The sequence below is a fragment of the Nocardioides aurantiacus genome, from assembly GCF_003752505.1.
Taxonomy (GTDB): Bacteria; Actinomycetota; Actinomycetes; order Propionibacteriales; family Nocardioidaceae; genus Marmoricola; species Marmoricola aurantiacus.
The window spans coordinates 1,951,538-1,977,542 of the sequence record NZ_RKHO01000001.1 but is presented as its reverse complement, the minus strand read 5'-3'; the positions used below and the strand labels follow the sequence as shown (position 1 = coordinate 1,977,542).

Here is a 26,005-nt window from a genome sequence, read left to right as displayed (position 1 = left end):
CCTTGGCTCAGGGGCGCGGCACCGGGCGCGCACATCGATGGAGGTCGGCGGCCGACTCAACGGAGCGAGCCTGGTCGGGTGATAGGTGTCCGAGGGGGATGTTGGACGCACCCTGATTGCGTTCGGGCGGCGGTGTCGGCTGCTCGGCCGCTAGGCGGCGGAGCTGGCGACGTGCTGTGCCAGTCGGGTCCTGGTCCCAGGATTCTGCGGCCTCCAGGACTTCCATCGGTAGGACACCGGGTGGTAGCTGTGCCCGCGCTTCACAGGAGCTGATCAGGTCTGGCCATCCCTCAGGTGGCGTCGCCGCGATGATGGGAGCTGCGCTTCGAGACAGCCACAGTCTTGAGGCGACGTCTGGGAGTTCGCTCGTCTGGACGAGGTCGTCGAGTAGGGCAAACCCGAGGCTCGAAGACTCTTGCGCCAACGCTTCCAACAGGGCCGATCGGCTCGTCGCAGCCATTGCCGCGGGGTCGAGGCCGGCGCCGAGCCGGAGGTGTCGAGGATCGGCGCCGAGGGCGGCGAGTTGCCAGAATGCTTTTCGGGCGGCGAGCCACCCGGCTCTGTCTCCGTCGGTGGCTACAACGATGCGGGTGCGGTCTCGTCGAAAGTATGGGCGGAGGCTCTGCGCTTGACGTTCCGTGAACGCCGTACCGAGGGGCGCGACACCGATGTGACGTGGTGACGTGGTGGTGATGGCGATGGCGTCAAGCGGTCCTTCGACGAGCACGGGTACCGCTCCGGCGTCGAGAGACCGAGTGGCCTCGTCCATGCCAAAGAGGACCCTGCCCTTGCTGAAGGCGCGAGTCGCTCTGGTGTTGAGGTACTTCGGGCCGGCGTAGGAGGTGTCGTCCTTGGTCGGGTTGCGACGTGCGACGAAGCCGAGCAGTTGGTTGTGGGAGTAGATCGGGAAGACGAGACGGTCGCGGAACACGTCGGTGATCCGCCCGTCGTCGCGTCGCCGCGTGAGTCCTGCGTCCAGGAGTTCCGCCACGGTTGCACCTCTGCTGGTGAGGTGCCGGACGAGGTGGGTGGGACCGGGTGGCGCGTAGCCGACCCGGAAGCGGGTCTCCTCGAAGAGGTCGGTACCGAGCCTCTGAAGCATGTAGCCGGGTGCCCACGAGCGCGGGTAGAGGTCCTCGAAATGGTCCATCGCCCAGCTGTTCAGCTGAACGACTCGCTCGACCGGGGTCGCACACGCGGGCACGGTCATGCTCACATCAGCTGCCGGCAGTTCGGGGTTGGGCTGGGGTGGTTCGGGTGGCTCCGCGTCCTCGAGGTCGTCGGGCGGGTCGGTCATGAGAGCGGTTCGCCAGACGAGGGCGGCGCACAGCTCTTCGGCCGGGAGCATTGGTCCGGTGGTGTGGGTGACGGCGGTGATGAGTGCGTCTGCGGTCCAGTCGCTGGGGCGGGCTCCGATGGCGGCGACCAGCGCTGGCCAGTTCGGGTCGTCCATTACACGTTGTGCGATCTCGTCGCCTAGTGCCGAGACGAGGGCGGGGGCCCAGTCAGGGCGCAAGGTCCGCGCATTGTCGCCGCTGGCCTGAAGTGCAGCCGGTCCGAGGTGGCGGACGATGCGCCACCACAGCGCGTCGGCCGCGCAGTCGTCTGGCAACGGGCGTGTGTCGCGGGTGACTGTGTCGAGCAGGTCGGGCACGGGGACGCCCACGGCTTGGAGCCGAGACAGGCGTTCGACGAGCGCGCTCCGACCCACACCCATCGTGACCGCGGCGGGCAGCTCTGCGTCGATGTCGTGACGGTGGTCGCGTGCTCCGGGGTGGGCGCAGCGGACACGACGGTCGAGGTGTCGTTGGTGCTCCAGTGATCGAGCTGACTGCTGCAGGGGACCGGTGGGGCGTGGCACTGTGTCGGGGATGTTGTGGGCAGCTCGCCAGACGGCCAGATCGGCGAGGAGGTCGGGGTGCTCGGGGTCGGTCAGAGGGGTTGCCCAACGGGGTGCGGTGGTGGGCGTCCAGGAGTGGGTCTGTTCGCGGACGGCGGTGGCGAGGTTGGTAATGCGCGCGGTGCGGGCGGCGAGGTAGGTGCCCCAGGTGGGATCTGCGGCGAGGGTCTGAGGGATGTGGTCGAGCCAGGGGAGCGGGACCTCATCTCTGACAGCGAATGAGTCGTTCGCAAGCCGCGATTCCACCACGGCCTCGGGATCCTGGGCGCGGTCGGCGGGTTCGATGGCCAGGGAGGCGGCGACAGTCTCGATGGGGTCCCGGTGGTCGAGGGAGAGTAGAGCGATGCGACTGCGGAGTGCGGGGTAGGCGGGGCGGTCCGTGATCCCGGGGTGCAGCGCCTCAAGTTGCCCGTCGAGCGCCGTGAGGACGGTCGGTGTGAGCACCTGCTCGGCGGCGTGGTGGAGGGCGTCTCGGTAGCGGGCGACGGCGTCGCGAAGGAACGCCGCAGGGGATGTGGCCTGGTGTCGGGTGGTGGTGGCGGACTCCTGTGTGCCGTCGCGTTCGATGACCTGGGTCAGGACGTCGAGGGCGGTGAGTGGTCGCAGCGTCTCGGGGTGGACGGCGCTGTGGGGGTCGCCGTCGTGGCCGGTGGCGAGGTAGAGGTGGTTCGCCCGTCGGCCTCGGGTGAGGGCGACGTAGAGCAGCTGGCGGGCTTCGTCGCCGGTGACGACGGCGTGGGTGGTGTCGGTGGTCATGCCCTGGGCGCCGTGGACGGTGGTGGCGTAGCCGAGCTGGACGTGTTGGGCCACGTAGTCGGCGGGCAGGCGCCGGTGCCGGGCGAGGCCGTGGTGTCGGGCGGTGATGCTGTGGTCGGGGTGCACGGCGGTGACGGTCCAGCGGTCGCCGTTGGTGACCCAGTCCGTGGCGGACAGAGCCAGGGTGCGGTCATTGCGTCGGGTCACGATGACGTCGCCGACCGAGGCGTGGTTGCCGTCGCCCAGCACCACCTCGTCGATGTGCTCGAGCGATGGGCCTGAGGTGAGTCGGTCGTCGCGGGCGCGGCCGTTGAGCTGTGCGACGAGGTCGCGGGTGGGGGCGAGGAGGACGGTGTCGAGTCCGGCGGCGCGGTCACTGGTCCAGGCGGCGTACGCCTGGTCGGTGGCGGCGCCGCGGTCGCCGACGTGAATGCGGTCGTGGTCGGCGTAGAACCCGAGGGAGCTGGTGTCTCCGTCGCGAAGGGCGAGGGTGGCGGCAGCCTCGGCGGGGTCGTCGAAACGGCGTACCTGGGAAAGGGTGACGGCGCCGTGAGTCCGCTGGAGGTCGCGCAGCACGCCGCCGGCCGACACGGCGGCCAGCTGCTGGTCGTCGCCGATCAGCCTGACGACACCGCCGCGTCCGGTGACGTAAGCGATGGCAGAGGCAAGGTCGGTGGTGGCGGCCTGGCCGGCCTCGTCCAGGACGACCATGGTGTCGGGCCCGATGTCGTGGATCCACGGTGGCCACAGGGCGGGGGCCTGGTGGGTGATAGTCCAGGTCAGCTTGGCCAGGGTGTCGTTGTGGTGGCCGCCGGCCGGGTCGATGGCGCTGCGGAGTTCGTGGGCGGCTTGGGCGGACGGTGCAAGGCCGACGACCGTGCCGCCGACTTGTGACCAGGCGTGGGTCAGGGTGCGCATCGCGGTGGTCTTGCCGGTGCCGGCGGGCGCCAGGGCGAGCTGCAGCAGCGCCCCTGAGGTGGCGAGTTCGCGGACCATCGCCGCCTGGGCGTCGTTGAGGGTCACCCCGTCTGCTGCGGAGGCGGCGAGTGCGATCTCGACCCGGACGTCGGTGACGGCGCGCCGGCCCCGTCGCTCGGCGGTGGCGAGAATCTGCTGCTCTGCGGCGAGGATGCGGGCGGAGGTGTAGCGGGTCGAGCCGTGGACGTCGTACATGCTGCTGCCGTCGGGGCGTTGCAGTGTCGCGGGTTCTGGAACGGGGTCGGGTACGCCGAGACGGACTGACGAGGCGAGTGCTTGGTCGACGACGTCGTCAACGAGCATGTCGAGGTCGGTTCGGGGCAGGTTGGCGGCGCGGGCTTGGCGTTCGGCCTCGGCGCGGAGGTGCCAGACCTGCCAGGTGGCGCGGCGGCTCTCGACTGCCTCGATGACGGCCGCCGCTGCCTCGGTCGTCCACGCGTGGTCGGGCGTAGCCGGTCGTGGTCGTGTTCGCAGGACGCGGGCGAGCATGTGGTCGACCTCGGCGGGACCGCCGAGGACGTGGTCGGCCTCGTTCCGCCAGGTGGTGCGCTGGTCTCGCTCGCTGCGCGGCGCGTGCTTGGCGGCGCGGGTCTCGAGCGTGGCTTGCTGAGCGAGGCCGATGGCCTCGACGGCAGTGGGTGGTCGACCGTGTCGGGCCTGGAAGTCGCTGGCCAGCTGGGCGCGGCGGACGTCGATGGCGCGACGACGCCGTGACCACCAGCCGGTCAGGACGGTGTTGATGCCGTCGATTTCCCGGACGGGCCGCCGGTCGTCCGGCGTGGTCGGGGAGTCGGCGAACCGGACACCGAGTCGGGTGGTGAGCTCGGCCTCGAGGCGGGTGTTGTAGCGCTCGGAGGCGGCGACGTTGGCCTGGTAGAGCATCCGGCCGTCAAGGGCGAGCCACCGTGCCTCGCCGGTCGGCGACAGAAGGTCGGCGACGACCTGCACTTTGTTGCTGATCGCGACGTGGGTGTGGAGGTCGGGGTCGCCGGCGCGGCTGTCGCGGTGGGTGAAGGTCGCGGCAATGAGACCGCGTGTGGGCACCTGGCGGACGCCACCGCGCCCGAGCCGGGTGAAGACGGCCTCGTGCTCGAGCCACCGCAGCGTGTCGGCCACGGCGGCGTCGTGCGCGGCACGGACCTGGGCGGCGACCGGCGGAGCAGCCAGGGCCCAGAGCGTGGAGACGGACTTCACGGGGGAGAAGGTCAAGTCGTAGCCGGCGACCGCAGTGGTCGCGTGCCGGGAGGCGCGGGCTATGAACCCGGACAGCTCGCGGGCGTCCAGGGGTGGCCGGTCATGCTCCTCGGTGAACAGCCGGGTGCCCACCCGGGTCCGGATCTCGGCCCGGGCCTCGGCGGGTAGGGCGGTGTTCCAGGACTGACCGTGGTCGCGGTTGTGGTCGGAGAACGCCCGCGCGACCTCGGTGTTGAACCGCGATGCTGCTGCGAAGACCTGGAACGGTCGGCCCAGCGCGCCGGCGGCGTGCGATGCAGGGGCGTCGGCCCCGGCTTCGGCGGTCCTGGCTTCAAGAGCCAGTGCATCGGGGTGGCGGCCCTCGCCGAAGAGCGATCGCATCTGTTCGGCGCTGACTTGCTGCCCCGGGGCGAGGCCGAGTTCGGTGAGTCCGCTGCCGTGCCACTGACCAGGCGACTCGCCCCGCTCGTCGTAGTAGTCGCCGAGGCTGCGGTGGCCCTTCTCAGTCGCGTCGTGAGCAGCGACCTGGCGAGTCAAGTAGGCGTATCCGTCGCCCGCGGTCAACTTGTGCAGCCCCATCACCCCCACGTCAGGCGGCACCTTCGTGGCCGCCGAGACACCAGGACCGCTCACGCGGTGCATGAGGTGTGTGGCACTTCTCGGTCTGTCGGTGGTGAGACCGGTTCGGGGCGGTCGGGGTGTCCGTGGCGGACAGGTGTCGGGGCCTGTGGTGATGACGGTGCGAGCGATCGGAGTCATCGATGGGTGTGACAGCAGGGCGAGCGGTTGGTGCCAGACGCCGCGAGGCCGCGACCCGGGCGAGTCGCCTGGTGTCGCGGCAGGCCCAGGTCGATGAGGTGGCGGCCGGTGGGGCGGCGCGTCGGAATCGAGCGGTGCGGGAGGTCCGGCGCTGGCTGCGGTCGGGGGAGGCGGCTCTCCGGCGAGCCCAGGTTGCTGACGAGCGCGCGGGCGCGGCGCTGGTGCGGCTCGCGGCGCAGGGGACAGGGCTGGGTTCCGCGGCCGCGGCGGTCGGGTTGACCAGGGCGACCGCACGCCGGCTGGTGGCGGCCGCCTCGTCCACAGGACAGCCGACGGCCACTGCGGGCTCCGGGGCCGCGTCGGACCCTGAGCTGCGCCCGGTGACGAGTTCCCGGGCTGAGGGAGGAGTCGACCGATGATGCTGGCCCACGCGGTGCTGTTGGCCGAGGCGCGGACGTACTTGGGTGCGCTCGCAGACCGCGCCAGCACCCTGGACTCGTCCCTGGAGTACGAGCGAGTTCTGCTGCAGGTCGATTGGCTGCACGGCGGCCGGGTGCCGCCGACCACGGCGGTGCCGACGCGAGACCCCCGGGTGCTGTACACGATCGCGTGCACCGCGGTCAGCAACCTCGCAGCTCATGGCGTGGACGCCATGGAGATCGAGCTGTGCCTCGCGATGTTGGAGGAGGCCCACCGTCAGGACACCCAGCCGTGACGTACGGCGAGAATGCCGGCGCCATCCATGACGAGCTGGTCGCCCTGCTCCGTCACCATCGAGTCCAGCAACGCATTGGTGGCCGCGGGACCTACTCGGTTCCAGAGTCGACCACACGCGAGCAGCGCGAACAGCTGGGTCGGGTGATACGTCGCTACCGGCACGCGGTGCTGGTGTGGTGCTCCCAGGCCTTGCACGCGACCGGTGACAAGACCCGTCCCGCACGCGCACCATCCCGTCGGACTCCGGAAGAGCAGCTGGGATGCCTCCTGGGCGAGGTCGTCAGGGCAGGTCCCGGTGATCTGCGGTTGGTGGAGCTGCTCGCCACCCCGCACGAGTTCGAGCTGGTGACGCGGTGGCAGTCCGCTGCCAGAGCGGCGGCGCTGGGCGAGCATGACTTCCCTGCGGGTGTGAACCGCGGGCGGCTGTCTGAGGCTGAGAACCGGACGGTGGTCCGAGATGCCGCGCAGGTTGTCCGTGCCCTGGCCGTGCTGGACACCAGGTACGCGTTGATCCCTGGCTGGAAAGCCATGGCTCATCACAACCAGCTGGCGCGGGTCGCGTCTGAGGTGGCCGACACGTTGCGAACCTCGCGCGAAGCTCGCGGGGTGGACCGCCTCGGGCACCGGAAGCGTGCCGAACGTCTGCTCCCAGGCGGCGAGCGCGGCGTCGCTCTTGCACTGCTGGCGCAGCACAACCTGATCCTAGAACTCACCCAGCTGCCAACGGCCTTGAACCTGCGTCGGGTGATGAGGCTGCAGGCACTGGCTTCACAGGACGCCGGGCGTCTGGCTGGCGCGTCTGAGCCCGACCTTGCTGCTGCGTTCCTCGAACGATCTGCGGTCTACCGACAGCTGTTGTCCGATTGCCGCAACCTGGCGGGGACGCTAGGTGCGGGCGAGGGAGCTGTCATGGAGGGACACCGCGTGTTGGCCGCGTTGGATGCTGCCGAACCAGCCACTGGTCCGCAGGCCGGCCGCCTCGATGCTCTTCGCCGCCTCTTTTCTGCCACGGACGCGCGCATCTCTGTCTTGATCGAGGCCGGGATGACGAACCGCGACTACTTCGTCGGCGTCACCGTGCCCAGGCTGGGAACCACTCAGGTCGCGGGCGTCCGACAGGCCCGCGTGCGGTACATGCCAGCCGACACTCAGCCACGCAACACCATCTTGCCGCTGGTGCGCGAGCGGCTGCGGCCGCCGGCGGCGGTCGGAACAGATGCGACATCGGGGTTCGACCGAAGCGAGCTTGGCCAGGTCCTGTCCCTGCAGCCTCGTCCCGGTCCTCATCGCTGACGGGCGGGCTCTGATCCCCCGGCGCACCTGTCGCGGCGGATCCCGGTTCGCGCCGCTCTGGCTAGTGCTCGCCGATGGCCGGCCCATCGCAGATCTGATGACGCCCGCCAGCATGGTCGACCTCGCCCGGGAGGTGCAGCGCCCGCCGTACCGGTGACCGGCGCCGCCGGACGCGGCGAGCACCGAGAACGCTGACGCCGGCACGTGCGCGGGCAAGCACGCCTCTGCGCGCAACGCCTCGACGCGGTCGGCGTCCCCAGCGTCCCGTTGCTCCTCGTCGGCCCGCTCGAACCACCCCCGTGGCCCGACCTCGTCGCCGCGGCCGACGCCCTGGTCGAGGTCCACGAGTGCCTCACCGTCCTCACCAGTTGGGCGGGCCCGCTCGTCGTCGCCGTGACGCCCTGGCGACCGGACGGCGACGGCTCGCCCTCGTCACCTGGCGCCCGGCCGCGGTCGCCGCCGGGCTTCCCGGCCTTGCCCCCGATTGGGACGGTTGCAGCGATACCCCGACGGCCGTCACGGCCACCGTCCCCGGGTACGCGGTCGACCGTGCCCATCTGCGGGAACGCAAGTAGGCGCTGCGCGACAAGCTGTACGGCCCGCACTAGCTGGCACGGCGCGCCGAGGTCCTTAGCGAGGTCGCGCGCCGTGCAGGTGAGCTCTGAGGAAGCCGCACCGCAACGCGGAGCGGTGGCCGAGGGCCAGTGACGGGCACGATGGTGACGTGCCACGAGTTCCCAACGGTGTCGAGCCCTACCACCCGGTGCAGGACTTCGACCTGCGCGTTGCGGTGCTTCATGTCCCCGGCACCGCAGACCCGGTCGGGCACGCGGTCGTGCAAGCAGTCCTGTACTGGCGCCAGCTCAGCGGGCACCTGTGGTGGAAGCGGTGGGGCGACCCCTCTCAGACGGCCATCGTCGACCTGTTCCTGGGCGGCGAGGAGCTGGAGTGGTTCCTGGAGGCCCAGGAGCTCGAGGCGTGTATCGCGCAGTGGGCCCGTGGTCAGTGGGTCGAGGACGACGACGCCACGGGACATCGGGTCTACGACGCCACGTGGCTCTCGGCCCACGAATCTGATGTTGTCGCTCAACGCGACCTAAACTACGACCTCGCCGGGCTGCGACGGGCCCGTCACCTGAGGTAGCGAGAACAGCAGGGCGGTGGGGGCGTGCAGAAGCACGGCGTGCGGTGTCGTCCCCGAACATTTAAGGTGCGGTCCGTGATCCGCGCATTCGGTTGGTCCGACCTCTCCGCCCTGCACGACCTGTGGCGGGCTACCGGGCGCACCTCGCTCACCGAAGACGAACTGCGGGTCACATTAAACCAAGCGTCCAGCACCTTGCTCGTCGCCGAGGACGGCCAGGGCGGCATCGTCGGGGGAGTGCTGGGAACGTTCGACGGTCGACGGGGATGGATCCACCGTCTTGCCGTGCATCCCGACCACCGGCGTGATGGCCTAGGGACCGCCCTGGTCGCCGACATCGAGCGCTCGCTGACGTCACGTGGAGCACTTCGAGTCAACCTGCTCGTGATGCCAGCCAACGGCTCAGGTCTGGCGTTCTGGCAACGCCTGGGCTACATCCCGTTCCCCGACGTGTTGTGTTCCAAGGCCATGGTTGCGGGAGAAACAACCTGATGACCCGTAGAGCCCTGCACAGCAGCAGCCCGAGGGCCCGGTGACACCCCACGCCGGACCCGGTGACCTCGAAGTATTGGGCCGTAAAGGACAAACACGCCCTGCGCCGCGGTCCATTCCACCCGTCAGCCGGACGGTGCGCACCCCTGCCCGAGGAGGTGTCCTCGACGTGCTCGACCGGCGTCGAGAAGAGCGCGAACGCCGCACCCGCCACAAGGAGCACCACGGCACCCACCCTGGCCGCCGTCCACGCAATCGCCTTTACGTCCCATGAGGCACTCCGGGTTTGCGCAGGCGCCGTATCACCACTCCTTGAATGCGATGAACGCCAGCCCCAGCAGCGGGTTGCCTGAAACCACCGACGCGGCCCGAAACCGGTAATTGCACCCGGGCGGGCGGCCACGACCACGACGCCTCACCCACCCGCGACACCTGAGCCACCATCTCGGCGTCCGTCTGGGTTACTTGGCCCACCGAGGCCACGCTCCCGTAGCGTGCCTGCGCTTGCGGGTGGCGAGGACGCAGCAGTCCTTCGAGACCGGTCACTGCCCTATCCGGCACCGCATGTAGGTAGACGGGTGCTGTCTCGTCCCAGCCTCGCCGCGCCGCGCGTTTCGTGTGTCGGCGGGCGGCCTCTGGGCATCCTGGAGGGCGTGAGTATCAACCTCGATCTGAAGCGCCGTCTGGCCCGGAGTTCCAGCTGCCAAGGTGACAGCACCGATGGATGAGGGTCACCTGCACCTCAAGGGAGCTGAAAAGCCGGTTCTGCACGTGTCCGCGCAGGAGATCGGCGCCGAGGGCGCATTTGAGCTCGACCGCAATGACGATGTGACCGACGCCCGGGTGACGTACACGAGTCGCGAGTTCCCCGTCCGCACAGCCGGGCTCGCACTCACAGACGAGACGCTGGCCGTGCACTTCTTCATCGAGCGGAAACCCGACCTGCAGATCCTGCAGGCAGACGACTACGAGATCCGAGACGACGGGTACGCCGAGGGAGAGGTTCGCGAAGTCGTCCGACTCATCGCAGCCTTCCTCCGGGGCGAAGGATCGGTAGAGCCACGACGCACCATTTTGGGACGCCGACGGGTGCAGCTGCGGTTGCATCTCGACGATCGCCGGTGGATTGCGCGCTAGCGACCCTTGTCAGGCCGCTGCCCACGTCACAGCGCGGCGCGGTGACCACTTCACCTACGCAGCCCAGCCAGGTGACGGTCACGGGAGCAGCGAGCGGCTCGACCACGGCCCCCAGGAGCCCGCCCAGGGCAGCGCGATCTGATTGAACCCGGTGCGGGCGCGCGCGGGCCCGGCTCAATGCTGAGCATGGCGCCCGAATCAGTCGGCTCCCGGGCCGGAGTCATCGCCCCGTGCACCGCCCGACCCGGCCGTTCTCTCGTCGTAGCGCGTATCCCAGGTTTTCCGCGTAATTGGGTAAGCGTGCACACCATTGCCGGGGCGGGGTAGCCGGTCGGGTCGCGGTAGGCAGGCGCACGGGCTTACTCCTCGGGGTAGAGCCCCGCGGTCACCGCGTCGACCCTGTCCTGGAGAGAAGCGTCGGGGGTGGCGCCGGGCCAGGGCGTCGTACGCCGCAGGCGCCCGCCGAGGTGGTCCACACGTGTTCCAGTCAGCTCTCCAGCCCACCCCGGGTTGAGGTCAGTGTCGGGCTTTTCGGGGGTGTCGACCACGGAGACGTAGCTGCTGGACGTGAGCGGGAACCAGATGCGTTCGCGCACGAGGGGCACCAGGAGGTAGCCCGACAACGGGCGGTGGAAGAGGTCGGTGCCGACCACCGTGTCCGGTGGCTCTGGCGTGCCGGGCCGCTGCCAGAGGACCTCGCGTACACGTAGTCGGGTGATCCACGATGTGACGTCGCCGCCGTCCTCTTCGGACCCCTGCGCGGTCCGCCTTTCCTGGTCGAGGACCTCGCCCAGCACCACCGCGTCGGCGAGGCTCACCACCGCACGTAGGTCGCCGTCGTAGAAGCGGTTGTCTTCGGTCGCCGCCGGGACGAGGGTGCGTGCGCCGACGTACGCCCCGGGCGGCCCGTCCGGTGTCGGTGTCGCCGGGGGACCACTGCCGCACGCGCCCACCGCGCCCACCAAGAGGGCGACCACAACGACTGTTAGGCGCCGTCGAGGATGGGCTGGCACGGACGCTCCTCCTGCGGGGTGGTGGCGTACTCCGGTCCGACGCACGCCCGCACGAGACGGTTCCCCGCGTGGCCAAACGGTCCGGGCTCTGCGAGTCGAGGACCGAACGGTCGGGTCATGCGGCCGGGTGCCCGGTAGCGGCGGCGCAGTCCCGCCGGCGAGCGAGGGACACGACTTCGCGGTGACACCTGGCGCGCGGCTTCCCTCGCCGAGTCCCGTTACCAGTCCCAAGGACCACGCACCTCCCGCCGCCGAGCCAGAGACGACAAGGAGCTGCTTGAAAGATTCGAGCATGCGCGTCTTGCCGAAAACGTCGAGTCGGTCTCGCCGGAGGCAGCGACAGGCGGCATGTAGGGAGTCGCAATCGGACGACTTGACAGTGTGCGCGGAGTTTGGAGCGTGACGGCACTCGCTGTCGACATCGGGTGGGACGCATGCGGCGCGCGGTCACCTGCGCGAACGTCGGCCGCGAGCACCTAATCGCCAGAACCGCTCCACTCCGGACAACCTTCGGTCAGAGCGAAGTACGCGAGCTTCTCGCGGTCGTCTGCTGTGATGTCGGCGTACTCGACCTTGAGAAGACGCACGCCTGGTCCAGTCGCCATGTCGGCGCAGACCTTTTCGCCCATCTCGACGAGGTCGCTGTCGTCGTAGGCTTCCGAACTGGGGACGTCGGTGCGAATAGCCTTGAGGTACGTCGTCTCGTCCTCCAGCGACACGGACTCCGAGCCGCATCCCGCGAACATGATCGCGCCGCAAACGGCCAAGCACACACGGAGGCGCGGTCCCTTAAACATGCATGCACCCTATTCGGCCGAGCCCCCGAGATGGCCGGTTTCCGAGTTGCAACGAAGTACGACAGGCGTCGAACCCACCACGTTCCTCCCGTTGGACAGTCGTGCGCGCGCAGGCCTGTCCGCCCGCGCGTCAGTGCCTGCCGCCGACTCTGACGTTGAGTACGAGTACCCATGCGGTCACGCCGTCGCCACGGCATGCTTGGAGCGTGATTTTTGGAGTTGCAGCGGAGCCCCGCCCGATGCGAGAGCACGCCCGTGAGGACGTGTACTTCGTTGCCGTGGTGACCGTTCTCGCGTTGGCGGTGTCCACCCCATTTATCTTCTTCTGGACGTATGCGTTCAACGACTTCCCCACGTCGGCGGACCACCTGTCGTTCTTGTCCCGAACAGTCGTCGTGGCCGTTGCGGTCGGCGCGCTGTCGGGGTTCGGCGTCCACACCTTTCGCCCGATGCGGCTGCATAGTGCCGTTCTGGGGGCCATATCGGTGTCCGCAACGGTGTTGCTGGTCGCCGGCACCGGCTACGCGTTCTTGAGCATGTTCCCGGCTCTCGACCCGGCCGTCGGGTCCACAGCCTCCGACCTGTTGTGCGCCAACTACGCCGTCCTGCTGGCGTCGGGGGCCTTCGCTTGCGGACGGGGGGCTGGCGCTCAATCGGTCCTGCAGGCCTCTGAGCATCAGGGGCGGTGATGCAGTCCGCGCCGCGCCGCGCCGCGCGTGGTGAGCCCCGCACGCAATTCTCCCTCCTACCCGAATGCAAGGGAAAAACGGTTTGAGAACGGTGCGGACAATCGGTCTCTTGCGGCCGTGGTGAACACCTACATCTGAGAATAGAGGGGGTTCGATGTCGATCTTGAAACGCAAAAGACCCGCGCTTCTATTCGTAGTTATCTACGTGCTTGGTCTTGCCGTGAACGCTGTAGGCAACTTCGTGTGGAGTCCGGCTGAGACGCTCGCAATCGTGCTTGCCCTTGTTGGCAGCATCGGTGCCGCCACCGTGAGCGCGAATGTGCTTGTAACCAGACAAGCAACGGATCGGGGGTTCATGTGGTGCGGAATTGTCGGCGGGTCATTGGCGACTGCCTACCAGGTGCTGGTGCTATCCGACCCGGACTCCAATCCGATCCTGGCCTTCGCCGGTATTTTTGTCGGGTGGGCATTGCTCGCGATGGGGGCGTTTGCTCGAAGCGAGCGGTTGACGCCAGCGCCGCGCTCGTCCGCAGGATCGGGCTAATCGGCGTGCAGTACGTGCTTGGCACGCGCGTCTCATCCGGCGTAGGGGGCTGGATCGCGGTTCAAGCCCTTGTCGCAGACACAAGGCCACGGACGGGTGCATGCGAAGGTCGACCACCCCGTCGGGGGTACCCACGCGACTGCCCCGCTCTCGCTGCTCGTACGGGTATGCCGCCCACGACGTGGGCACCGCGTCTTGGGTGAGGAACACCTTGCTACGAGGTGCCGGCGGCTCGGGGTGGCGCCAATCGGGTGAATGAATGTCGCGATGAGCGATCTCGACAGGCAGTTGCAGCTCACCGCGGAGTTGGTCCGAAAGCGCGTTGAACTGGGCGACCGCGCTGAGGTGCCTCGGGTGGTCGACCATGTTGCAACGTTCCGGAGAAAGCAAGACGCAGCGGCCGCCGCTGGGCAGCTTGGCGAGATGGGCTTACGGGTCATGGCTCGCAAGAGGTTGCTCAGGACGACGTTGGAGTTCTCGCGCGGTTGCGGTCGACCACGAGTCGGCCGCAGCGTTCACCCGGCGGGCGGTGCCCATCGTTGAGCAACACGGTGGGGTCTACGACGGGTGGGGCGCGCTCCTCGTCGAGGCGTAGCCGAGACGCAGCCGACGCCCGCTGCCGAGCCGGTGCAACCCGAGGGGCGGTCGGAGCTTCTGCAGAACGCGGGCGAATGGACCACGCGATGGCGTTTATCCTGCGCACATGCCCGATGTCGACGCCGACGACGACACCATCAAGCGCTACGTCGTATGGCATTACCGCTACGACCCCGATCGCCACGAACGGCGCAACGTCACCCTGAAGGCTTTCGACCGCCGCAATGAGTACGACCAGTACCTCACAGCCCGTGTCGAGGAGCTTCGCGCCGCCAAGGCGGCCGGACGAGCCGAGGCAGACGAACAGATCGGCGGCACCACCCGCGAACCCGGCCATTTCCTGCTCCCGAGCGTCGGACAGGCAGACGGTCCGCTTCGACGAGCACCGCAACCAGATCGTCGCCGCCCACTTCACCGTGCTGAGCAGCGCCAACGACCGATCCACCGTTGGTGTGGGGGGTCGGGGCCGTAACGGCCTTCCCTTCCTCACGCCCGGAGTTCGAGCCGTCATCGGCCAGCGCATCGCGACGTACCGCGTCACAGATCGACACTGGCAGGGAGTCCTCGCTGGCACGCCCGTCCAGATTCGGTCGGTGGCGGGTGACCTGTTGCCCGACGGCAGCCTCGCCACCGACATCGAGGTCAGCGTCGGAATACCCCTCCTCATCGTGGAATGAGCCGCTCGGGATCCCCAGGCTGATACGAAACGCAACGCACGTCGTTCGGACGGTCACTATCTGAGGGCCTCCAGCGCGTAGGCGCCGCTATCGCAGTATTCGCACGCACCGCAGCTACTCTTCGATCAAGCCTCGGGGCACGAGAAGACGAGCTCTGTATTGGTCAACGTCCCTGGCCGAGCTACCTAGCAGGCAGACGCAGAGCCGTACGGTCTTCCTCTACGCACTCGGACAACCACCCGGTAAGGCCACCACTGCTCTCGGCTGGTTCTTGCATGCCACTGGACCCCCGGTCGGACGCGGCGGGGCTTGGATCCCATGTCCTACCCGTGGTCCCCTGGAGGTTCCAACAGAGCCCGGGGGATCCCTCGAATGTCGGAGGTAACCAGGAGATTGCGCTTATATCGTCGCCCTCAGGCGGGGAATCTGTGGTCGTCCAGGGTGTTGAAGTCCCCCCTCGGACACAACAGATGGGCCCCGCACTGCGGGGCCCATCGTCATATGGACAGACATTGGGCCCCGGGACCCAGACCTGTCAGCCGGTGCACTGACGCCATACCCCGGCGAGCCACCCTGCGTCCGCGCGCCACACATCGACCTGGATCAACCGTCGATCCTTGCGATCCAGCAAATCCACTACGCGGACGACGTCTTCGTCGCTCTGTTCGTTGTCCGCTGCGTCACCCAGCGCCTGAGTCCGCAGCGACGCAACTTGGCCCCAGTCGGTGTTCGCCAACATCGACCGGTTGAGACTGCCGAGAGTGCTCGCGGTCGCAACCAGGTCGTATCGGCTCGTGCATTCGTTGTCGCTACTACCACTGGAGACGTCCCCGTTGGTGCTTGAGCAGGAAGCAGAAAGCGCACAGGTCGCGACGGCGGCACTCAACCACAGACGTCTCTGCATGCTCATAGGACGTCACGGTGCCAGGACCGGTTCCAACTGACCCGCTATCTGGACGAGGGCGCGACCCCGTGGCCGCAGTAGCAGGACCCGTCAGCAGTAGACGCCCAGCACTTGCTTGCTGGTTCGACCGCCCACCTCGACCTCGGCCCAGGTGACGCGCACCGTGACGGTCCCGCGCCCTGTCGGCGGCAGGCACGCCGGCCGACCACCCTCGTGGAACGCCCCGTCCTGGGTCCATGCGACGTCGAGAGGCACGCCGTACTCCGCGTCTCCGGGAGAGTCGACGGGGCCACAGGAGATGGCGCCGGGCGCTGAGAGGCACGCAACGACGTCCTCGTGTTGGCCCGAGGTCGCGCCTGCGAGCACGTACCCGGCGATGGCGCCGACCAGGAGCAGTGCTGCAACGATGGCGGCCGACGCCCGTGTTGGCGTGGACCACCTGTCTCCGGGCGCGGTAGTCGCGTCTTCGGATGCTGGGTCGTGGCTTCGCGCCATCTCGAGGCCCTTCTCGGGTATGCCGTACCTGTGGTTTCCCACGGTGCGTTGGGCAGCGTAGGAGGCCGGCATCGTGGTGGAATGTACAGCGGTCGGGGCGTCGGTGTCTGCGGGTCGTGTTCGGGCCAAGCCCGGGTCGTGTCTGGTGGTGGCTGAGGCTGAAGTTGCCGCGGGGATCAGGGTGGGACACCGGGCGGGCCGACGGGGTCCGGTCGGGGGTCGACCGTGGGGTGGGCGGCGAGTTGCTTCAGTAGGGGGTGTGCAGCGAGGGCGCGGCGTGCCCGGTGAATCCGGACCCGGGCTGTGCCTGGGCGTATCCCGAGGACGAGGGCGGCCTCGTGGATGGTGAGCTGTTCCCACTCAGTGAGTCGGATGAGCTCCCTGTCGGGTTCGCGCAGTGACTCCAGCGCTTGACGCACGGCTGCGTGCCGGTTGGGTCGCTCGTCCGGACCCAGCGCCGTGGACACCTGGGCTCGAGCGTGCTGGGCCTCCGCGTCGCCGCGTCGCCTGCTCGTGCGGTGCGAGGCCAGGAGGAGGCGCCGGGCCGTGCCGAACAGCCAGGCTCGGCGCAGGGTGGGTTCGGGGAGGTCGGCAAGGCGTTGGAGAGCGACGACGAGTACGTCACCGAGCAGGTCAGCGCCGGCTGCTCCGCCTCTGCGTTGCAGGTATCCGTGCAGCTCGCCGGCGTGTTGCCGGTACAGCTGTTCAACGTCCGCGCGGGTCGCCGGTTGGCTCACGAGGGTCCCAGTCCGAGCTCGGGGGCGAGGCCAGGTAGACACGAGCTGTTGGCGACCAGGGCGGTTCTTGCGGCGTTGGGGTCGCTGGTGCGCACGGCTCGTTCGAGGCGGGGCAGCCACGCGAACTCGGACTCACCTGAGAGGTCCGGGTCGGTGTCACGGATCGAAGACCAGGTGCGAGCGCCCAGGATGACGGCGGCCGCACGCGACGCCCCTAGGTCGTCGTTGCGGCGCAGGGCCGCGGCCCAGGTGTTGCTCCAGGCGCACAGCGCGTGCCCAGAGGTCCACAGCCGCACTGCGCCGGTCGATACGAGCGCCGGTTGGGGGTCGGAGGAGAGGTCGTCGGTCTCCCACGCCAGGGCGCGGTCCCGGGATTGCTGGTCGGGGAACCTGATGTCGGCAGTAGTGGTCTCGAGGACGGTGGCGAAGTCGGGTGCGGCGGGGTCGAGCCGCTCACCGGGCCCGCCGAGCTCGATGCCCTCGGCGTCGGCTGCCTGCCGGCCGGTGTGTGCGCTCCACACGGCCGCGGCCGCTGTCCCTACGCCACCGAGGGTGAGGGCCGCGACGACACCGGCCGCAACCGTCCTCCAGCCGAACCGCTGGGCCTTCGGTCGTAAGACGGCTGCGTCGATCTGGAGCCAGAGCTCCGCCTGCGCGTGGGAGTCGATGTCGACGGTGGGAGGCGCAGCTCGGCGAACAGCTTGGCTGTACGGCCCCCACCAGGCGGCGTCGGGGTCGGTCTCGGATTCCACGGCTCCTCCTCGCAACATGCTGGCACCTAGAGGTGTTCGCGCGTTACACCCGGAGCCGCGACAGCGCCTCAGCCCAGCACTTCGGCTTCCCACTCGACGTCGAACACCACGAGCTCGTCCCACGCTCGCAGCGTCGGCATGTAGCCGGCCCACCACGCCTGGAAGCGGTCGGAGGAGAACGCGGTGTCCAGGTCGCCGCGGCTGCGCCACCGCTGCACGGCCAGCACCGTGCTCTCGTCGACCGCGTGCAGCTCGATGACGGCGTGCGGCGATAGGTCGCGGTACCGCGGCACGACGCGGGTTCGCACCAGGCCGACTACATCGTCGAGCCGGACCCCCGGACGCAGGACCCACCGCTTGTACAAGACCACTTCGCCGACCACAGGCCCACTTTCGCAGAACCCGAGCGACGGCGGTGGTGCCGCCGGGAGGTACGGAACTCGGTGCGTACCCCTCGGACTGTGAACCGTTCTCGGCTTCGGCGCCCTCGTGCTGCCTGTTCTTCGCGAGGGCCTCGAGCTCGAGAAGTGGGATATCTGCGGCGGCACGATGGGTCCATGCTGCCGTCCGAAGTCGAGCACCTGCTCGCTTGCAACCAGTGTCGGAACCGCGCCGCAGACGTTGTCAGTGCGAGTCGCCGGGGGTGGTGTTCGAGCACGCCGTCCCGCGACGGACGGGCCATCAACGTCGTGTCGGGCTCGTTCCACCCTGGCTAGGCTCGGGTTGGGCTGGGGTCGGGCTGTCAGCAGAAGCCACGTGCGAGCCAGTCCGTTCCTGGACGACCTGCCGCAGGGCGGACGGAACCTTCTCACAGCGGTTCGATGAGCTGCACCGCGCGGACGACCGCGGCGAGGGCTCGTTGGTCTCCGGTCCAGGTGTGGACCTCCAGTGCGGTGTCAGCGAGCTTGATGACGTGCTCGTCGCCGTGCTCGGCGGCCCGGTCGAAAACCTCGGCTGACGTGGCCCGCTCCAGCGAAGCCGGCGCGGCGGCGGTGGCTGGGGTGGATGGGGCGTAGGCCGCGTGGACAGCGGCGGAGGCCGACCAGGCCGCTGACGCGCTCGACGTCCACAGGTCGGGCGGCAAGGACGGCAGTGCCCGTCGGACCGCGTTCGGTGCGGTTGCGGCGTGGACGAGCATCACCGGATCGCCGTGGGCGTGCGTCGCGTACCGCACCACGGCAGCGCTCACGACATCACGTAGGAACCGGTCCCAGTCCTCGGAGGGCGCGAGGGCTCGCTGTGCGGAGTCCCAGCCGTCGACGTGCTCCAGCTGGGCCAGCCTCGCACTGATGCCACCGGCCTGGTGCAGGACTCTCGGCAGTGACGCCACCGCTGCGTCTGCGCGTAAGTGCCCTGCGGGGCCGGTGGCGCTGGGGACTGGCTGCCAGCGGGCTGCCCAGTAGCCCAGAGCCTGGGCGAGCTCGGCCACCCGTGCGTCGGTGCGGCCCTCCTCGCGCAGGACTCGGACGGCGTGCCCGACCCGTATGACGCCATGGGTCGCCCCGGCAGCTATCCCTGGAACCAAACGTGGCCACCAGCTGTGCAGCACTTCGAGCCAGGTCCGGTCACGCAGCTCGGCGGTGAAGAAGGTGAGCCAGTCACCGAGCCTGCGGGCGTCCCCCAGTGCTTCACGCCAGTCGTTGATCGTCCCGAACGAACTCGGTGCCGTCTCAAGACGTCGGCAGTAGTTGTCGAGCCAGGACGGTAGTCGGTCCTGGTGCCCGTGTCGCGCGAGTACCTCCGCGGCCATCGGCCCGTGGTTGCTCAGCCAGCCGTCGAACTCCGGGCCCGTTGACACGAGGCGGTCGTAGGCCTCATCTAGGGCGTCGTAGGTCATGCGACCATGGGATAACCTCAACCAAGGTTCAGGTCAAGGGAGGTGCGAAGCAGGATGTTGTCGCACGAGAATCTTCGGCGTCGCGATCTGACGCCCGGGCAAGTCGCTGAGCGTGCCGGGGTCAACGTCTCGACCCTCCACTTCTACGAGCGTGAAGGCCTCATCGCCAGCACGCGTACCGCGGGTAACCAGCGCCGATACCACCGCGACGTCTTACGACGCGTCGCGTTCATCCGTGTCTCCAGCAGCGTCGGCATCGCCTTGAGTGACATCGCCGAGGCGCTCACGTCCCTACCGGAGGGACGAACGCCCACCAAGGCTGACTGGGCGCGGCTGGCCCAGCGGTGGCGCACCGACCTCGATGCGCGGCTTGACCGGTTGCACCGGCTTCGGGACTCGCTCGACGGCTGTATTGGCTGCGGCTGCTTGTCCTTGGTCTCGTGCGAGTTGTACAACCTGGATGACGAGCTTGCCGGCATGGGTGCGGGTGCAGTTCGTTGGACCCGGTGAGCTGGGGAAGTGCAGACGCCGGGCGCACATCGGCCGCCCCTGCACCGGCCAGTCGGCGCGTGTGCGCAGCGCACCAAGGTGTTGCGCAGACCGCTGCGCCCAACAACGAGACCGAGACGCGTAGGTCTCAGAGCTCGCTGGCTCGGCGCGCGATCTCGGCCAGGATCTGGTCGCGACGTTCCCGCTGGCCGTCCCCGTACAACCTGCCGCGAAGCCGCTCCTTCCGTTCGCGCAGATGAAGACGGTCGACAGCCCACCCGGGGCCGTGGGGCGTGACCGCAGTGGGGGTGTCGCTGTGCCCGTCCCAGTCGGGGTCGAGGCCGGGGAGTCCGGCGGCGACCGCGGCCGGGTGCCAGGTCACGTCAACGATCAGCGGGCCTGCCCAGCTGGTGAGGACGGTGAGGCACTCGTGAACCTCCACCAGACCGCCGGCTGCGGCGACGAGATCGGGCCACAGGGGTGGTGCGAGCGGGCCGACGACGAGCAGCGGGACGCTGGAGATGCCGAGCGCGTCGAGGCGTTGCGCGAGGAGGGCGTGCTTGCCCGCGCATGTGCCTGCGCCGGCCCGCTCGGTGCTGGCCGCGTCTGGTGGCGCCGGCCACCGGTACGGCAGGCGTTGCACCTCCAGGGCGAGGTCGATCAGGCTTGTGGGTGTCATCGGGTCACTGTCGCACCCGCCGGCGCTGGGCAGCCCTGGGCTGGGCACGCTGTCGGCGGGTCGGTAGGAGCGTGTGCCCGGGGCGTGACCGGACGGACTGGGTCGTGTCCTGGTGGACGGGAGTTCGCGGGTCCTAGTGGCGGCGTCGGAGCCAGCCGCTGACGGCGTGGGTGAGGTACCCGACGACGCCGCCGACGACGGTGGCGGCGGCGGTGGCGATGGCGGCGAACCCGACCTCGACGCCTTGGGCGTACTGATTCAGGTAGCCCATCCATCAGCCGGTCGCGAGCACCGGCGATGCGGTCGAGGCCACGACCCCGGTGCGGTCGCTGAACCGGGCGGTGACGGTGGTCGTGGCGCCCGTTGCCGGGTGGGTCGCGGACAGCGCTGGTCTGGTGAGCACGTTGTAGGCGGCCGCAGCGGTGTTCGCGTGCGTGGCCCTCGGGATGGCGGCGAGCCCGTTCCGTCTGGAGCGGGAATGAGGGATGGAGCACCGAGTTGGTCGCGCGCCCAGGGTTTCGTATCCGGCGTGCGTCCGTCACAGTCGGGTTGTGAGCATGCGCCTGCACACCCGCTCGTGGGGTTCGGGAGATCAGGTGGCGGTGTTGCTCCACGGCATGTTCGGGGAATCGCGCCAGTTCTGGGAGGTCGGCCCCGCACTCGCCGAGCGCGGTTACCGGGCCGTAGCGGTCGACCTACCCGGGCACGGGTTGTCCGGCCCGTGCCTCGAGGGCGGCCTGCATGCGCTCGCGGATGCTGTGATCGCGTCGGTGCCGCATGCACCGGAGCTGGTGCTTGGACACTCCCTCGGTGCCCTGGTTGCCGCGGTGGGGCGCGAGGCTCTCGCGCCTCGTCGGGCGGTGTACGTGGACGTCGGGTTTCAGCGCACGGCTCCTTCAGGCGGCGGACTTGACGCGGCGTCGCTTCGCGCAGCGTTTGAGGACATGAAGCGAACGCGGACCGTGGAGTGGCTGAGCAGGACCCGGCCGTGGTGGAAGCCGATGGACTGGCAGGTGGAGGCGGAGGCGGCTCGGCGGTTCGACGTGGGCACGGCAGTGGCGGTAAATGTGCAGACGCCGCACTGGTCTGTTGGACCACCGGACGTATCGGTCCCGTCGTTGCTGATCCACGCCGACCCCAGCGACCACGTGTCAGATGAGGAGCTGCAGGCTCTGCGAATGCACGGGCTTTCAACCCGAGCTGTCCGCGGGGCTGGACACAGCGTCTGGTACGGATTCTTCGAGGAGTTCATGTCCGCGTTCGACGACTGGTCCGACGGCCTCGACGCCTGACGTCAATGCCCTGGGGCGGCACGTCGGCGCACACGGTGTTCGCTGCCCGTGGCGGAAGGTGGCCACTGCCCGGCGAACAGGATTAGCGGGTGCGGTGTCCGGGAAGAACAACGGCATCGTGATCCGGATCTCGGAGGGGATGACGTGCAGCAGTTCAACCTCACCTACGCGGCACTCGACAAAGCCAAGGCCGACGTCGATGCCGCTGCGGACCGCCTTCAGACCGACCGCACGAACATCGGCCGCCGCGTGTCCGGGTTCTTGGCCGGTGGTTGGTCGGGGGTCGCGGCTAACGCGTTTGTGGACGGCTGGGATGAGTGGAAGAACGCCGCGGGCGAGGTCCTGACCGGTCTGCGGTCGATGCGCGAACTCCTCGAGGCCACGCAGCGTGACTACGTCGCTGCCGACGACTCCTCTCAGCAGCATCTGAACACGGTCTCAGCCAAGCTGATCGACAGGTTGGGGTGAGTGGGCGATGACCGACGACGGACTGTTCGCGGTCGACCTCGCCGAACTCGACGCGGTCATCGCGGACGTGCAGGCGACCGAGACCGAGCTCGAGCAGCTAACCGCCGACTTGGAGCACCAGATCGCGGCGAGGACGAGCACGAGGATGGGTGCGGTGATGATGATGACGAGCCAGACCGCGAGGCCGATGAGGAGCCCGGCGATGTCTTCGGAGACGTCGGTCGGGTCGAGGTCGCGGAGCGTGTCGGCTTTCATGACGCGTGCTCGGGGGCGCCATGGGAGCGCACGCACGTCGAGGTAGGCAGTCTGGTGCGTCGCGGTGGGTCGGTTCGCTGTCATCGTGGTGGGTCCGCGGCGGTGAGTCGTCGGCGGCGGACGACCTTGGTGGCGAGCCAGAGCAGGAGTGCGGCACCGGTGACGACGCGGCTCAGCGTCAGCGCCTGGCTTTCGTTGAGCGCGACGAACCCGACGAGGCCGATGAGGGGTCCGGCGAGGGCCAGTCCGAGGCAGAGTCGGGCGATCAGGTCGGGCCCCTTCGCCGGGGGCGGTTCGGGTGCGTCGGCGATGGGGTGTCCGGGGCCGGGCGGGTGTCGCGGCCGTGGTTCGGGGGTGGGCACATCTGTCATTGTGCCGCCGTCGTTGTTCTCTGGCAGTGCGGTTTGGACGGTTCGGTCGGGCGGGGTTCGGTCGCGGAGCTGGCTAAGTGGGGCAGATGATGGGTGGGTGTCGTTGCGTCGGCTGCGTGCCTCGGACTCCGCCGAGGTCGAGGTGTTCTTGGGGGTTGCCGATCTCACGTTGGCGGGTCTTGATGCGCCGGGTCTTCACCTGTGGGTGGAGCGTGACGCGGAGGGTGGCGTCTGTGGGAGTACCGGATTCGAGCTGAGCCGCGACCGCCGGCATGCGCTGGTGAGGAGCGTCGCGGTGGCGCCGGGGCTGCGCGGTTCGGGTGTCGGGTCGCAGCTGGCGAGGTTCGCGATGGCGCAGGCGGCCGGCGCCGGCGCGTCTCGCGCATGGCTGTTCTCGCGGCGCTCGGGCGCGTTCTGGCAGCAACTGGGCTTCGAGCTGACCACCACCGAGCTTCTGACAGGGGCCCTGGGTGAGACGCACCAGGTTCGGCTGTTCACCCGCACTGGCCAGCTGGACCGTGAGGTGGCGTGGGCACGTTCGTTGGCGCACCTGTAGGGGGCCGGGTCGCTCCCAGCTTCCTTGCGCAGCCGACTCGCGGCTATTGGCGGCGGATGCGGTCGCGGACGGCGTGGGTGGCGTACCCGATGGCGCCGCCGACGACGGTGGCGGTGAACCCGACCTCGACGCCGGTGTCGTACTGCGTGAGGTTCCCGAGAAACAGCGCTGCCCCGAGTACCGGTGACGCGGTTACCGCGGCGATGCTGACTCGGCGTGCGACCGCAGCTACCTGCGGTGCTGCCGCCCCGGCGGGGGCGCCGCCTCGGGAAGGGGTGCGGGTCTGCGGCAGATCGGAGGTGAGCTGGAGCAGGTCGTACCTGGTGACGGCGCTCAGTGCGAGCGACTGGCGCCGGTCGAGCTCGTCGGCGGTCAGGCGCCCGTGGGCGTGGTGGCCGTTGAGGTCGGCGATGACGGTGTCGCGTTCGACGTCGCCTACGCGCTCAGACAGCGCGCTGAGGGCTGCTGCGTCCAGGGGCCTGCTCATCTGCCGATGGTGGCACTCGGTGGCCCGGCGGCGGGTGAGGCGTTGCGCGTGTCGCACCAGCCTGCGGGCCGGCTGCGGCGGGCGGCGGCGGGCGCCGGCTCTCGCGCTCAGGTTCTCTCAGGTCGATGGACGCCGAGCCATTGCGTGGCGTCGAACTCCTCGAACCGCCCGACCTCGACGAACCCCACGCGTTCGGCGACCCGCATCGAGGCTAGGTTCGCGGTCTGCGTGCACAGCACGACAGGTTCGCCCGGGAGGGCTCCCTCGACCCAGTCCAGGGCGGCGGTGACTGCCTCGGCGGCGTAGCCGTGGCCCCATTCGTCGGGGACTATGGCGTAGCTGACCTCGACCTCGAGCCCGCCGGTGCGCACATGTCCGGGGCGGCTTGCATCGCGACGGTCGAACGAGACCGTTCCGACGAAGCGCCCGTTCGCCTCGACGGTGAACACGCCAACTCTGCCGCTGGGGGTGCTGGGCATGGTGCGTTCGACGTCCGTGCGCGACTGAGGTCCTGCGAGGTATCGCGTCGCTACGGGTGAGCAGAGGAGCTCGATGACACCGTCGCGGTCGGCGGCAACGGGGGTGCGCAGGAGCAACCTCGTCGTCTGGATCGGGTCAGGTGGCCAGGGCACGCCGTTCAGGTCCGCCATTGCGGGAGCCTACGGCCGGCGCGTGCTCCCTGGTGAGCGCCTCGCGGCCGCGGGCACAGCCTGAACTGGGTCAGCCGGTCAGGTGGTTGAGTCGCCGTCGGGTGCGGGGGTTCGGTCACGCTCCCACGGAGCGTCCTGACCGTAGGTCACGCGATGCACCCGCCCGGGAAGCGCCTCCTCGAGTGCTGCTGCTGCGGTGTTCGAGCAGCCGATCGAGAACTCGATCTCCTCGTCGACCTCGCACGCCAGGCACCACGCGTAGTCGGCCGGCCACACCAGGTCTGGTTCGGCGTCGATGCCGGCGTCCGGCGTGCCGTCGGGGAAGGACCACACGCTCTGTTGGGCGTAACGCATCGTCGAGACGGGGCCGGTGTACAGGTACATCCACGCGTTCGGGAACGGCACCACCGGCACCGACGGGGCGGGGCTGTTGTCGAACCCGTACCCGTGCCAGACGCCGGCGTAGGCGACGTCGGGGGTCACGGTGTGCGCTGCGAGCACTTGGAGCGCGGCTTCCATCGGGTGGGCCTTGGCACCGGGCCCCATGGCGGTGGGGACATTTCCGTTGACCGTTAGGCGTAGGTAGGCGTCGAACCCGGGTGGGCCGTAGCGCAGCACAGTCGGTGCGTCGCCGGCCAGTGTGGTGTCGAGGATCCAGTCGGCAGGGGTGGTGTCGGCGGCGGGACGCAGGACGCTCATGTGCTCAGTGTGACCGGGCAAGGTCTATGCCCAGTCGCTGCGGCGCCCGTAGGCCTGTGACCATTCCCGCGTCGCGTCGTGGACTCCTTCGAGGTACTGATCGGCCTCGAAGGTGACGCTGGGTAGGTCCATCTGGGTCGGTAGCAGGTCTTCGTCGGCGTCAGGGTCGTGAACGGGGTCGGGCCATGTCGAGTCCTCGTGAAACGGTCCGTCGTACTCGCCGGCGTGGAAGTCGTAGAAGTCGCTCCAGGTAATCTGGTCGCCGGTGCGGCTGATGAGCGCGGTCAGGGCGCTGCAGCCGAAGGTGCCGCACCCGCATCCGTACAGCGCGACTCGGCGAGGCGGGTCGGTCGGCAGCAGGGCGCCGGTCTCGAACAGGTCCCGCGGATGGTTGCCGGTGGAGTGATCTTCGCCGAGCAGGTCCTTGCCGTTGATGAGCAGCCGGACCTGTGGGCCGGCTTCGTGGCCATGCTCGACCCGTATCTCGACCCGGGCGGCCGTGCCCTCGGGTGCGGTCTTGTCGAGGGCCTGACGGATCCTTCTGCCGCGGCGTGTGGAGGAGTTCACGAGCTCAACCGTACGCATCTGGGAGCGCCCGGCCACGCCCGAACAGCGACGGTCCTGACCGGGCTGTGTTGCGCTGCTTC

29 protein-coding genes are annotated in these 26,005 nt (G+C 69.2%); 12 read left to right on the top strand and 17 right to left on the bottom strand.

Going from position 1 to position 26,005, the window contains the following annotated elements; genetic code table 11:
* Positions 1 to 7: 7 nt before the first annotated feature.
* Positions 8 to 5,407, bottom strand: a complete 5,400-nt coding sequence (gene mobF, locus EDD33_RS09510; protein ID WP_170169764.1) for a MobF family relaxase — start codon at positions 5,405 to 5,407, stop codon at positions 8 to 10.
* A 595-nt stretch (positions 5,408 to 6,002) separates the two neighbouring features.
* On the opposite strand from mobF, the gene EDD33_RS09500 reads away from it, so the two are divergent.
* The 5 genes from EDD33_RS09500 (at position 6,003) to EDD33_RS09480 (ending at position 10,370) form a co-directional block, all read left to right on the top strand.
* Entirely contained in the window at positions 6,003 to 6,302 is a 300-nt protein-coding gene (locus tag EDD33_RS09500) for a hypothetical protein (RefSeq protein WP_123390404.1), read from the top strand.
* Entirely contained in the window at positions 6,299 to 7,597 is a 1,299-nt protein-coding gene (locus tag EDD33_RS09495) for a hypothetical protein (RefSeq protein ID WP_123390402.1), read from the top strand. Before EDD33_RS09500 ends, EDD33_RS09495 begins: the two co-directional genes overlap by 4 nt.
* 724 nt (positions 7,598 to 8,321) lie before the next feature.
* Positions 8,322 to 8,741: a hypothetical protein gene (locus EDD33_RS09490; protein WP_148077026.1), complete on the top strand. Its 420-nt coding sequence runs from the start codon at positions 8,322 to 8,324 to the stop codon at positions 8,739 to 8,741.
* A 75-nt stretch (positions 8,742 to 8,816) separates the two neighbouring features.
* A complete protein-coding gene (locus EDD33_RS09485) occupies positions 8,817 to 9,233 on the top strand; it encodes a GNAT family N-acetyltransferase (protein WP_211332495.1) in 417 nt (138 codons plus the stop codon).
* Positions 9,234 to 9,953: 720 nt separating this feature from the next.
* Positions 9,954 to 10,370 (top strand): hypothetical protein, encoded by a 417-nt coding sequence (locus EDD33_RS09480; RefSeq protein WP_123390397.1) that lies wholly within the window; start codon positions 9,954 to 9,956, stop codon positions 10,368 to 10,370.
* 359 nt (positions 10,371 to 10,729) lie between these two features.
* Here the strand turns inward: EDD33_RS09480 and EDD33_RS09475 are convergent, their stop codons facing one another.
* Together EDD33_RS09475 and EDD33_RS09470 are read right to left on the bottom strand one after the other, a co-directional pair.
* On the bottom strand, positions 10,730 to 11,188 hold the full coding sequence (locus tag EDD33_RS09475; RefSeq protein WP_148077025.1) for a hypothetical protein: 459 nt from the start codon (positions 11,186 to 11,188) through the stop codon (positions 10,730 to 10,732).
* A 671-nt stretch (positions 11,189 to 11,859) separates the two neighbouring features.
* Positions 11,860 to 12,180, bottom strand: coding sequence for a hypothetical protein (locus tag EDD33_RS09470; protein ID WP_148077024.1), 321 nt, complete (start codon positions 12,178 to 12,180; stop codon positions 11,860 to 11,862).
* 239 nt (positions 12,181 to 12,419) lie between these two features.
* Here EDD33_RS09470 and EDD33_RS09465 point away from each other — a divergent pair, with 239 nt between their 5' ends.
* The 3 genes from EDD33_RS09465 (at position 12,420) to EDD33_RS19745 (ending at position 14,482) form a co-directional block, all read left to right on the top strand.
* Positions 12,420 to 12,869 (top strand): hypothetical protein, encoded by a 450-nt coding sequence (locus tag EDD33_RS09465; protein ID WP_123390392.1) that lies wholly within the window; start codon positions 12,420 to 12,422, stop codon positions 12,867 to 12,869.
* Positions 12,870 to 13,023: 154 nt separating this feature from the next.
* A complete protein-coding gene (locus EDD33_RS19750) occupies positions 13,024 to 13,413 on the top strand; it encodes a hypothetical protein (RefSeq protein ID WP_148077023.1) in 390 nt (129 codons plus the stop codon).
* 703 nt (positions 13,414 to 14,116) lie between these two features.
* The gene (locus EDD33_RS19745; RefSeq protein WP_148077022.1) at positions 14,117 to 14,482 is read left to right on the top strand and encodes a hypothetical protein; all 366 of its coding nucleotides are present in this window, start codon (positions 14,117 to 14,119) and stop codon (positions 14,480 to 14,482) included.
* Between the two features lie 740 nt (positions 14,483 to 15,222).
* On the opposite strand, the gene EDD33_RS09455 is transcribed toward EDD33_RS19745, so the two are convergent.
* From EDD33_RS09455 to EDD33_RS09435, 6 genes are all read right to left on the bottom strand, one after another.
* On the bottom strand, positions 15,223 to 15,426 hold the full coding sequence (locus EDD33_RS09455; RefSeq protein ID WP_123390388.1) for a hypothetical protein: 204 nt from the start codon (positions 15,424 to 15,426) through the stop codon (positions 15,223 to 15,225).
* A 255-nt stretch (positions 15,427 to 15,681) separates the two neighbouring features.
* Positions 15,682 to 15,846, bottom strand: a complete 165-nt coding sequence (locus EDD33_RS19970; protein ID WP_170169763.1) for a hypothetical protein — start codon at positions 15,844 to 15,846, stop codon at positions 15,682 to 15,684.
* Between the two features lie 416 nt (positions 15,847 to 16,262).
* Entirely contained in the window at positions 16,263 to 16,823 is a 561-nt protein-coding gene (locus tag EDD33_RS20880) for an RNA polymerase sigma factor (RefSeq protein ID WP_170169762.1), read from the bottom strand.
* The gene (locus EDD33_RS19965; protein ID WP_170169761.1) at positions 16,820 to 17,575 is read right to left on the bottom strand and encodes a hypothetical protein; all 756 of its coding nucleotides are present in this window, start codon (positions 17,573 to 17,575) and stop codon (positions 16,820 to 16,822) included. Before EDD33_RS19965 ends, EDD33_RS20880 begins: the two co-directional genes overlap by 4 nt.
* A 68-nt stretch (positions 17,576 to 17,643) precedes the next feature.
* Positions 17,644 to 17,883, bottom strand: a complete 240-nt coding sequence (locus EDD33_RS09440; RefSeq protein WP_148077021.1) for a hypothetical protein — start codon at positions 17,881 to 17,883, stop codon at positions 17,644 to 17,646.
* A gap of 500 nt (positions 17,884 to 18,383) precedes the next feature.
* Positions 18,384 to 19,412: a questin oxidase family protein gene (locus tag EDD33_RS09435; RefSeq protein ID WP_123390381.1), complete on the bottom strand. Its 1,029-nt coding sequence runs from the start codon at positions 19,410 to 19,412 to the stop codon at positions 18,384 to 18,386.
* A 54-nt stretch (positions 19,413 to 19,466) separates the two neighbouring features.
* Here EDD33_RS09435 and soxR point away from each other — a divergent pair, with 54 nt between their 5' ends.
* Positions 19,467 to 19,922, top strand: coding sequence for a redox-sensitive transcriptional activator SoxR (gene soxR, locus EDD33_RS09430; RefSeq protein WP_123390379.1), 456 nt, complete (start codon positions 19,467 to 19,469; stop codon positions 19,920 to 19,922).
* 127 nt (positions 19,923 to 20,049) lie between these two features.
* Here soxR and EDD33_RS09425 read toward each other — a convergent pair whose 3' ends face one another.
* Positions 20,050 to 20,580: a hypothetical protein gene (locus tag EDD33_RS09425; protein ID WP_123390377.1), complete on the bottom strand. Its 531-nt coding sequence runs from the start codon at positions 20,578 to 20,580 to the stop codon at positions 20,050 to 20,052.
* Between the two features lie 133 nt (positions 20,581 to 20,713).
* Positions 20,714 to 20,851, bottom strand: a complete 138-nt coding sequence (locus tag EDD33_RS19960) for a hypothetical protein (RefSeq protein ID WP_170169760.1) — start codon at positions 20,849 to 20,851, stop codon at positions 20,714 to 20,716.
* A gap of 286 nt (positions 20,852 to 21,137) precedes the next feature.
* On the opposite strand from EDD33_RS19960, the gene EDD33_RS09420 reads away from it, so the two are divergent.
* Positions 21,138 to 21,872, top strand: coding sequence for an alpha/beta fold hydrolase (locus EDD33_RS09420; RefSeq protein WP_246003660.1), 735 nt, complete (start codon positions 21,138 to 21,140; stop codon positions 21,870 to 21,872).
* A gap of 144 nt (positions 21,873 to 22,016) precedes the next feature.
* The gene (locus tag EDD33_RS09415) at positions 22,017 to 22,340 is read left to right on the top strand and encodes a WXG100 family type VII secretion target (RefSeq protein ID WP_170169758.1); all 324 of its coding nucleotides are present in this window, start codon (positions 22,017 to 22,019) and stop codon (positions 22,338 to 22,340) included.
* On the opposite strand, the gene EDD33_RS19740 is transcribed toward EDD33_RS09415, so the two are convergent.
* Together EDD33_RS19740 and EDD33_RS19955 are read right to left on the bottom strand one after the other, a co-directional pair.
* Positions 22,311 to 22,595 (bottom strand): hypothetical protein, encoded by a 285-nt coding sequence (locus EDD33_RS19740; protein ID WP_148077020.1) that lies wholly within the window; start codon positions 22,593 to 22,595, stop codon positions 22,311 to 22,313. The genes EDD33_RS09415 and EDD33_RS19740 overlap by 30 nt on opposite strands.
* Positions 22,596 to 22,675: 80 nt before the next feature.
* Entirely contained in the window at positions 22,676 to 22,957 is a 282-nt protein-coding gene (locus EDD33_RS19955) for a hypothetical protein (RefSeq protein WP_170169656.1), read from the bottom strand.
* A gap of 106 nt (positions 22,958 to 23,063) precedes the next feature.
* On the opposite strand from EDD33_RS19955, the gene EDD33_RS09405 reads away from it, so the two are divergent.
* Positions 23,064 to 23,522: a GNAT family N-acetyltransferase gene (locus EDD33_RS09405; protein WP_246003441.1), complete on the top strand. Its 459-nt coding sequence runs from the start codon at positions 23,064 to 23,066 to the stop codon at positions 23,520 to 23,522.
* Between the two features lie 43 nt (positions 23,523 to 23,565).
* On the opposite strand, the gene EDD33_RS09400 is transcribed toward EDD33_RS09405, so the two are convergent.
* The 4 genes from EDD33_RS09400 to EDD33_RS09385 all read right to left on the bottom strand — a co-directional run bounded on the left by EDD33_RS09400 (position 23,566) and on the right by EDD33_RS09385 (position 25,925).
* Positions 23,566 to 24,009 (bottom strand): DUF1707 SHOCT-like domain-containing protein, encoded by a 444-nt coding sequence (locus EDD33_RS09400; RefSeq protein ID WP_123390370.1) that lies wholly within the window; start codon positions 24,007 to 24,009, stop codon positions 23,566 to 23,568.
* 107 nt (positions 24,010 to 24,116) lie between these two features.
* Positions 24,117 to 24,659, bottom strand: coding sequence for a GNAT family N-acetyltransferase (locus EDD33_RS09395; protein WP_123390368.1), 543 nt, complete (start codon positions 24,657 to 24,659; stop codon positions 24,117 to 24,119).
* 78 nt (positions 24,660 to 24,737) lie between these two features.
* Entirely contained in the window at positions 24,738 to 25,358 is a 621-nt protein-coding gene (locus EDD33_RS09390) for a hypothetical protein (protein WP_123390366.1), read from the bottom strand.
* 24 nt (positions 25,359 to 25,382) lie between these two features.
* On the bottom strand, positions 25,383 to 25,925 hold the full coding sequence (locus EDD33_RS09385; protein WP_148077019.1) for an acetate and sugar kinases/Hsc70/actin family protein: 543 nt from the start codon (positions 25,923 to 25,925) through the stop codon (positions 25,383 to 25,385).
* Positions 25,926 to 26,005 lie beyond the last annotated feature (80 nt).

What these genes read in the sequence shown, in the direction of transcription:
- EDD33_RS19740 (WP_148077020.1), bottom strand. Translation starts at nt 22,595, where the DNA reads ATGAAAGCCGACACGCTCCGCGACCTCGACCCGACCGACGTCTCCGAA.
- mobF (WP_170169764.1), bottom strand. Translation starts at nt 5,407, where the DNA reads ATGGGGCTGCACAAGTTGACCGCGGGCGACGGATACGCCTACTTGACT.
- EDD33_RS09435 (WP_123390381.1), bottom strand. Translation starts at nt 19,412, where the DNA reads ATGACCTACGACGCCCTAGATGAGGCCTACGACCGCCTCGTGTCAACG.
- EDD33_RS09425 (WP_123390377.1), bottom strand. Translation starts at nt 20,580, where the DNA reads ATGACACCCACAAGCCTGATCGACCTCGCCCTGGAGGTGCAACGCCTG.
- EDD33_RS19745 (WP_148077022.1), top strand. Translation starts at nt 14,117, where the DNA reads ATGCCCGATGTCGACGCCGACGACGACACCATCAAGCGCTACGTCGTA.
- EDD33_RS09500 (WP_123390404.1), top strand. Translation starts at nt 6,003, where the DNA reads ATGATGCTGGCCCACGCGGTGCTGTTGGCCGAGGCGCGGACGTACTTG.
- EDD33_RS09400 (WP_123390370.1), bottom strand. Translation starts at nt 24,009, where the DNA reads ATGAGCAGGCCCCTGGACGCAGCAGCCCTCAGCGCGCTGTCTGAGCGC.
- EDD33_RS09465 (WP_123390392.1), top strand. Translation starts at nt 12,420, where the DNA reads ATGCGAGAGCACGCCCGTGAGGACGTGTACTTCGTTGCCGTGGTGACC.
- EDD33_RS09455 (WP_123390388.1), bottom strand. Translation starts at nt 15,426, where the DNA reads ATGTTGGCGAACACCGACTGGGGCCAAGTTGCGTCGCTGCGGACTCAG.
- EDD33_RS09470 (WP_148077024.1), bottom strand. Translation starts at nt 12,180, where the DNA reads ATGTTTAAGGGACCGCGCCTCCGTGTGTGCTTGGCCGTTTGCGGCGCG.
- EDD33_RS09420 (WP_246003660.1), top strand. Translation starts at nt 21,138, where the DNA reads ATGCGCCTGCACACCCGCTCGTGGGGTTCGGGAGATCAGGTGGCGGTG.
- EDD33_RS09390 (WP_123390366.1), bottom strand. Translation starts at nt 25,358, where the DNA reads ATGAGCGTCCTGCGTCCCGCCGCCGACACCACCCCTGCCGACTGGATC.
- EDD33_RS09480 (WP_123390397.1), top strand. Translation starts at nt 9,954, where the DNA reads ATGGATGAGGGTCACCTGCACCTCAAGGGAGCTGAAAAGCCGGTTCTG.
- EDD33_RS09395 (WP_123390368.1), bottom strand. Translation starts at nt 24,659, where the DNA reads ATGGCGGACCTGAACGGCGTGCCCTGGCCACCTGACCCGATCCAGACG.
- soxR (WP_123390379.1), top strand. Translation starts at nt 19,467, where the DNA reads ATGTTGTCGCACGAGAATCTTCGGCGTCGCGATCTGACGCCCGGGCAA.
- EDD33_RS19750 (WP_148077023.1), top strand. Translation starts at nt 13,024, where the DNA reads ATGTCGATCTTGAAACGCAAAAGACCCGCGCTTCTATTCGTAGTTATC.
- EDD33_RS19960 (WP_170169760.1), bottom strand. Translation starts at nt 20,851, where the DNA reads ATGGGCTACCTGAATCAGTACGCCCAAGGCGTCGAGGTCGGGTTCGCC.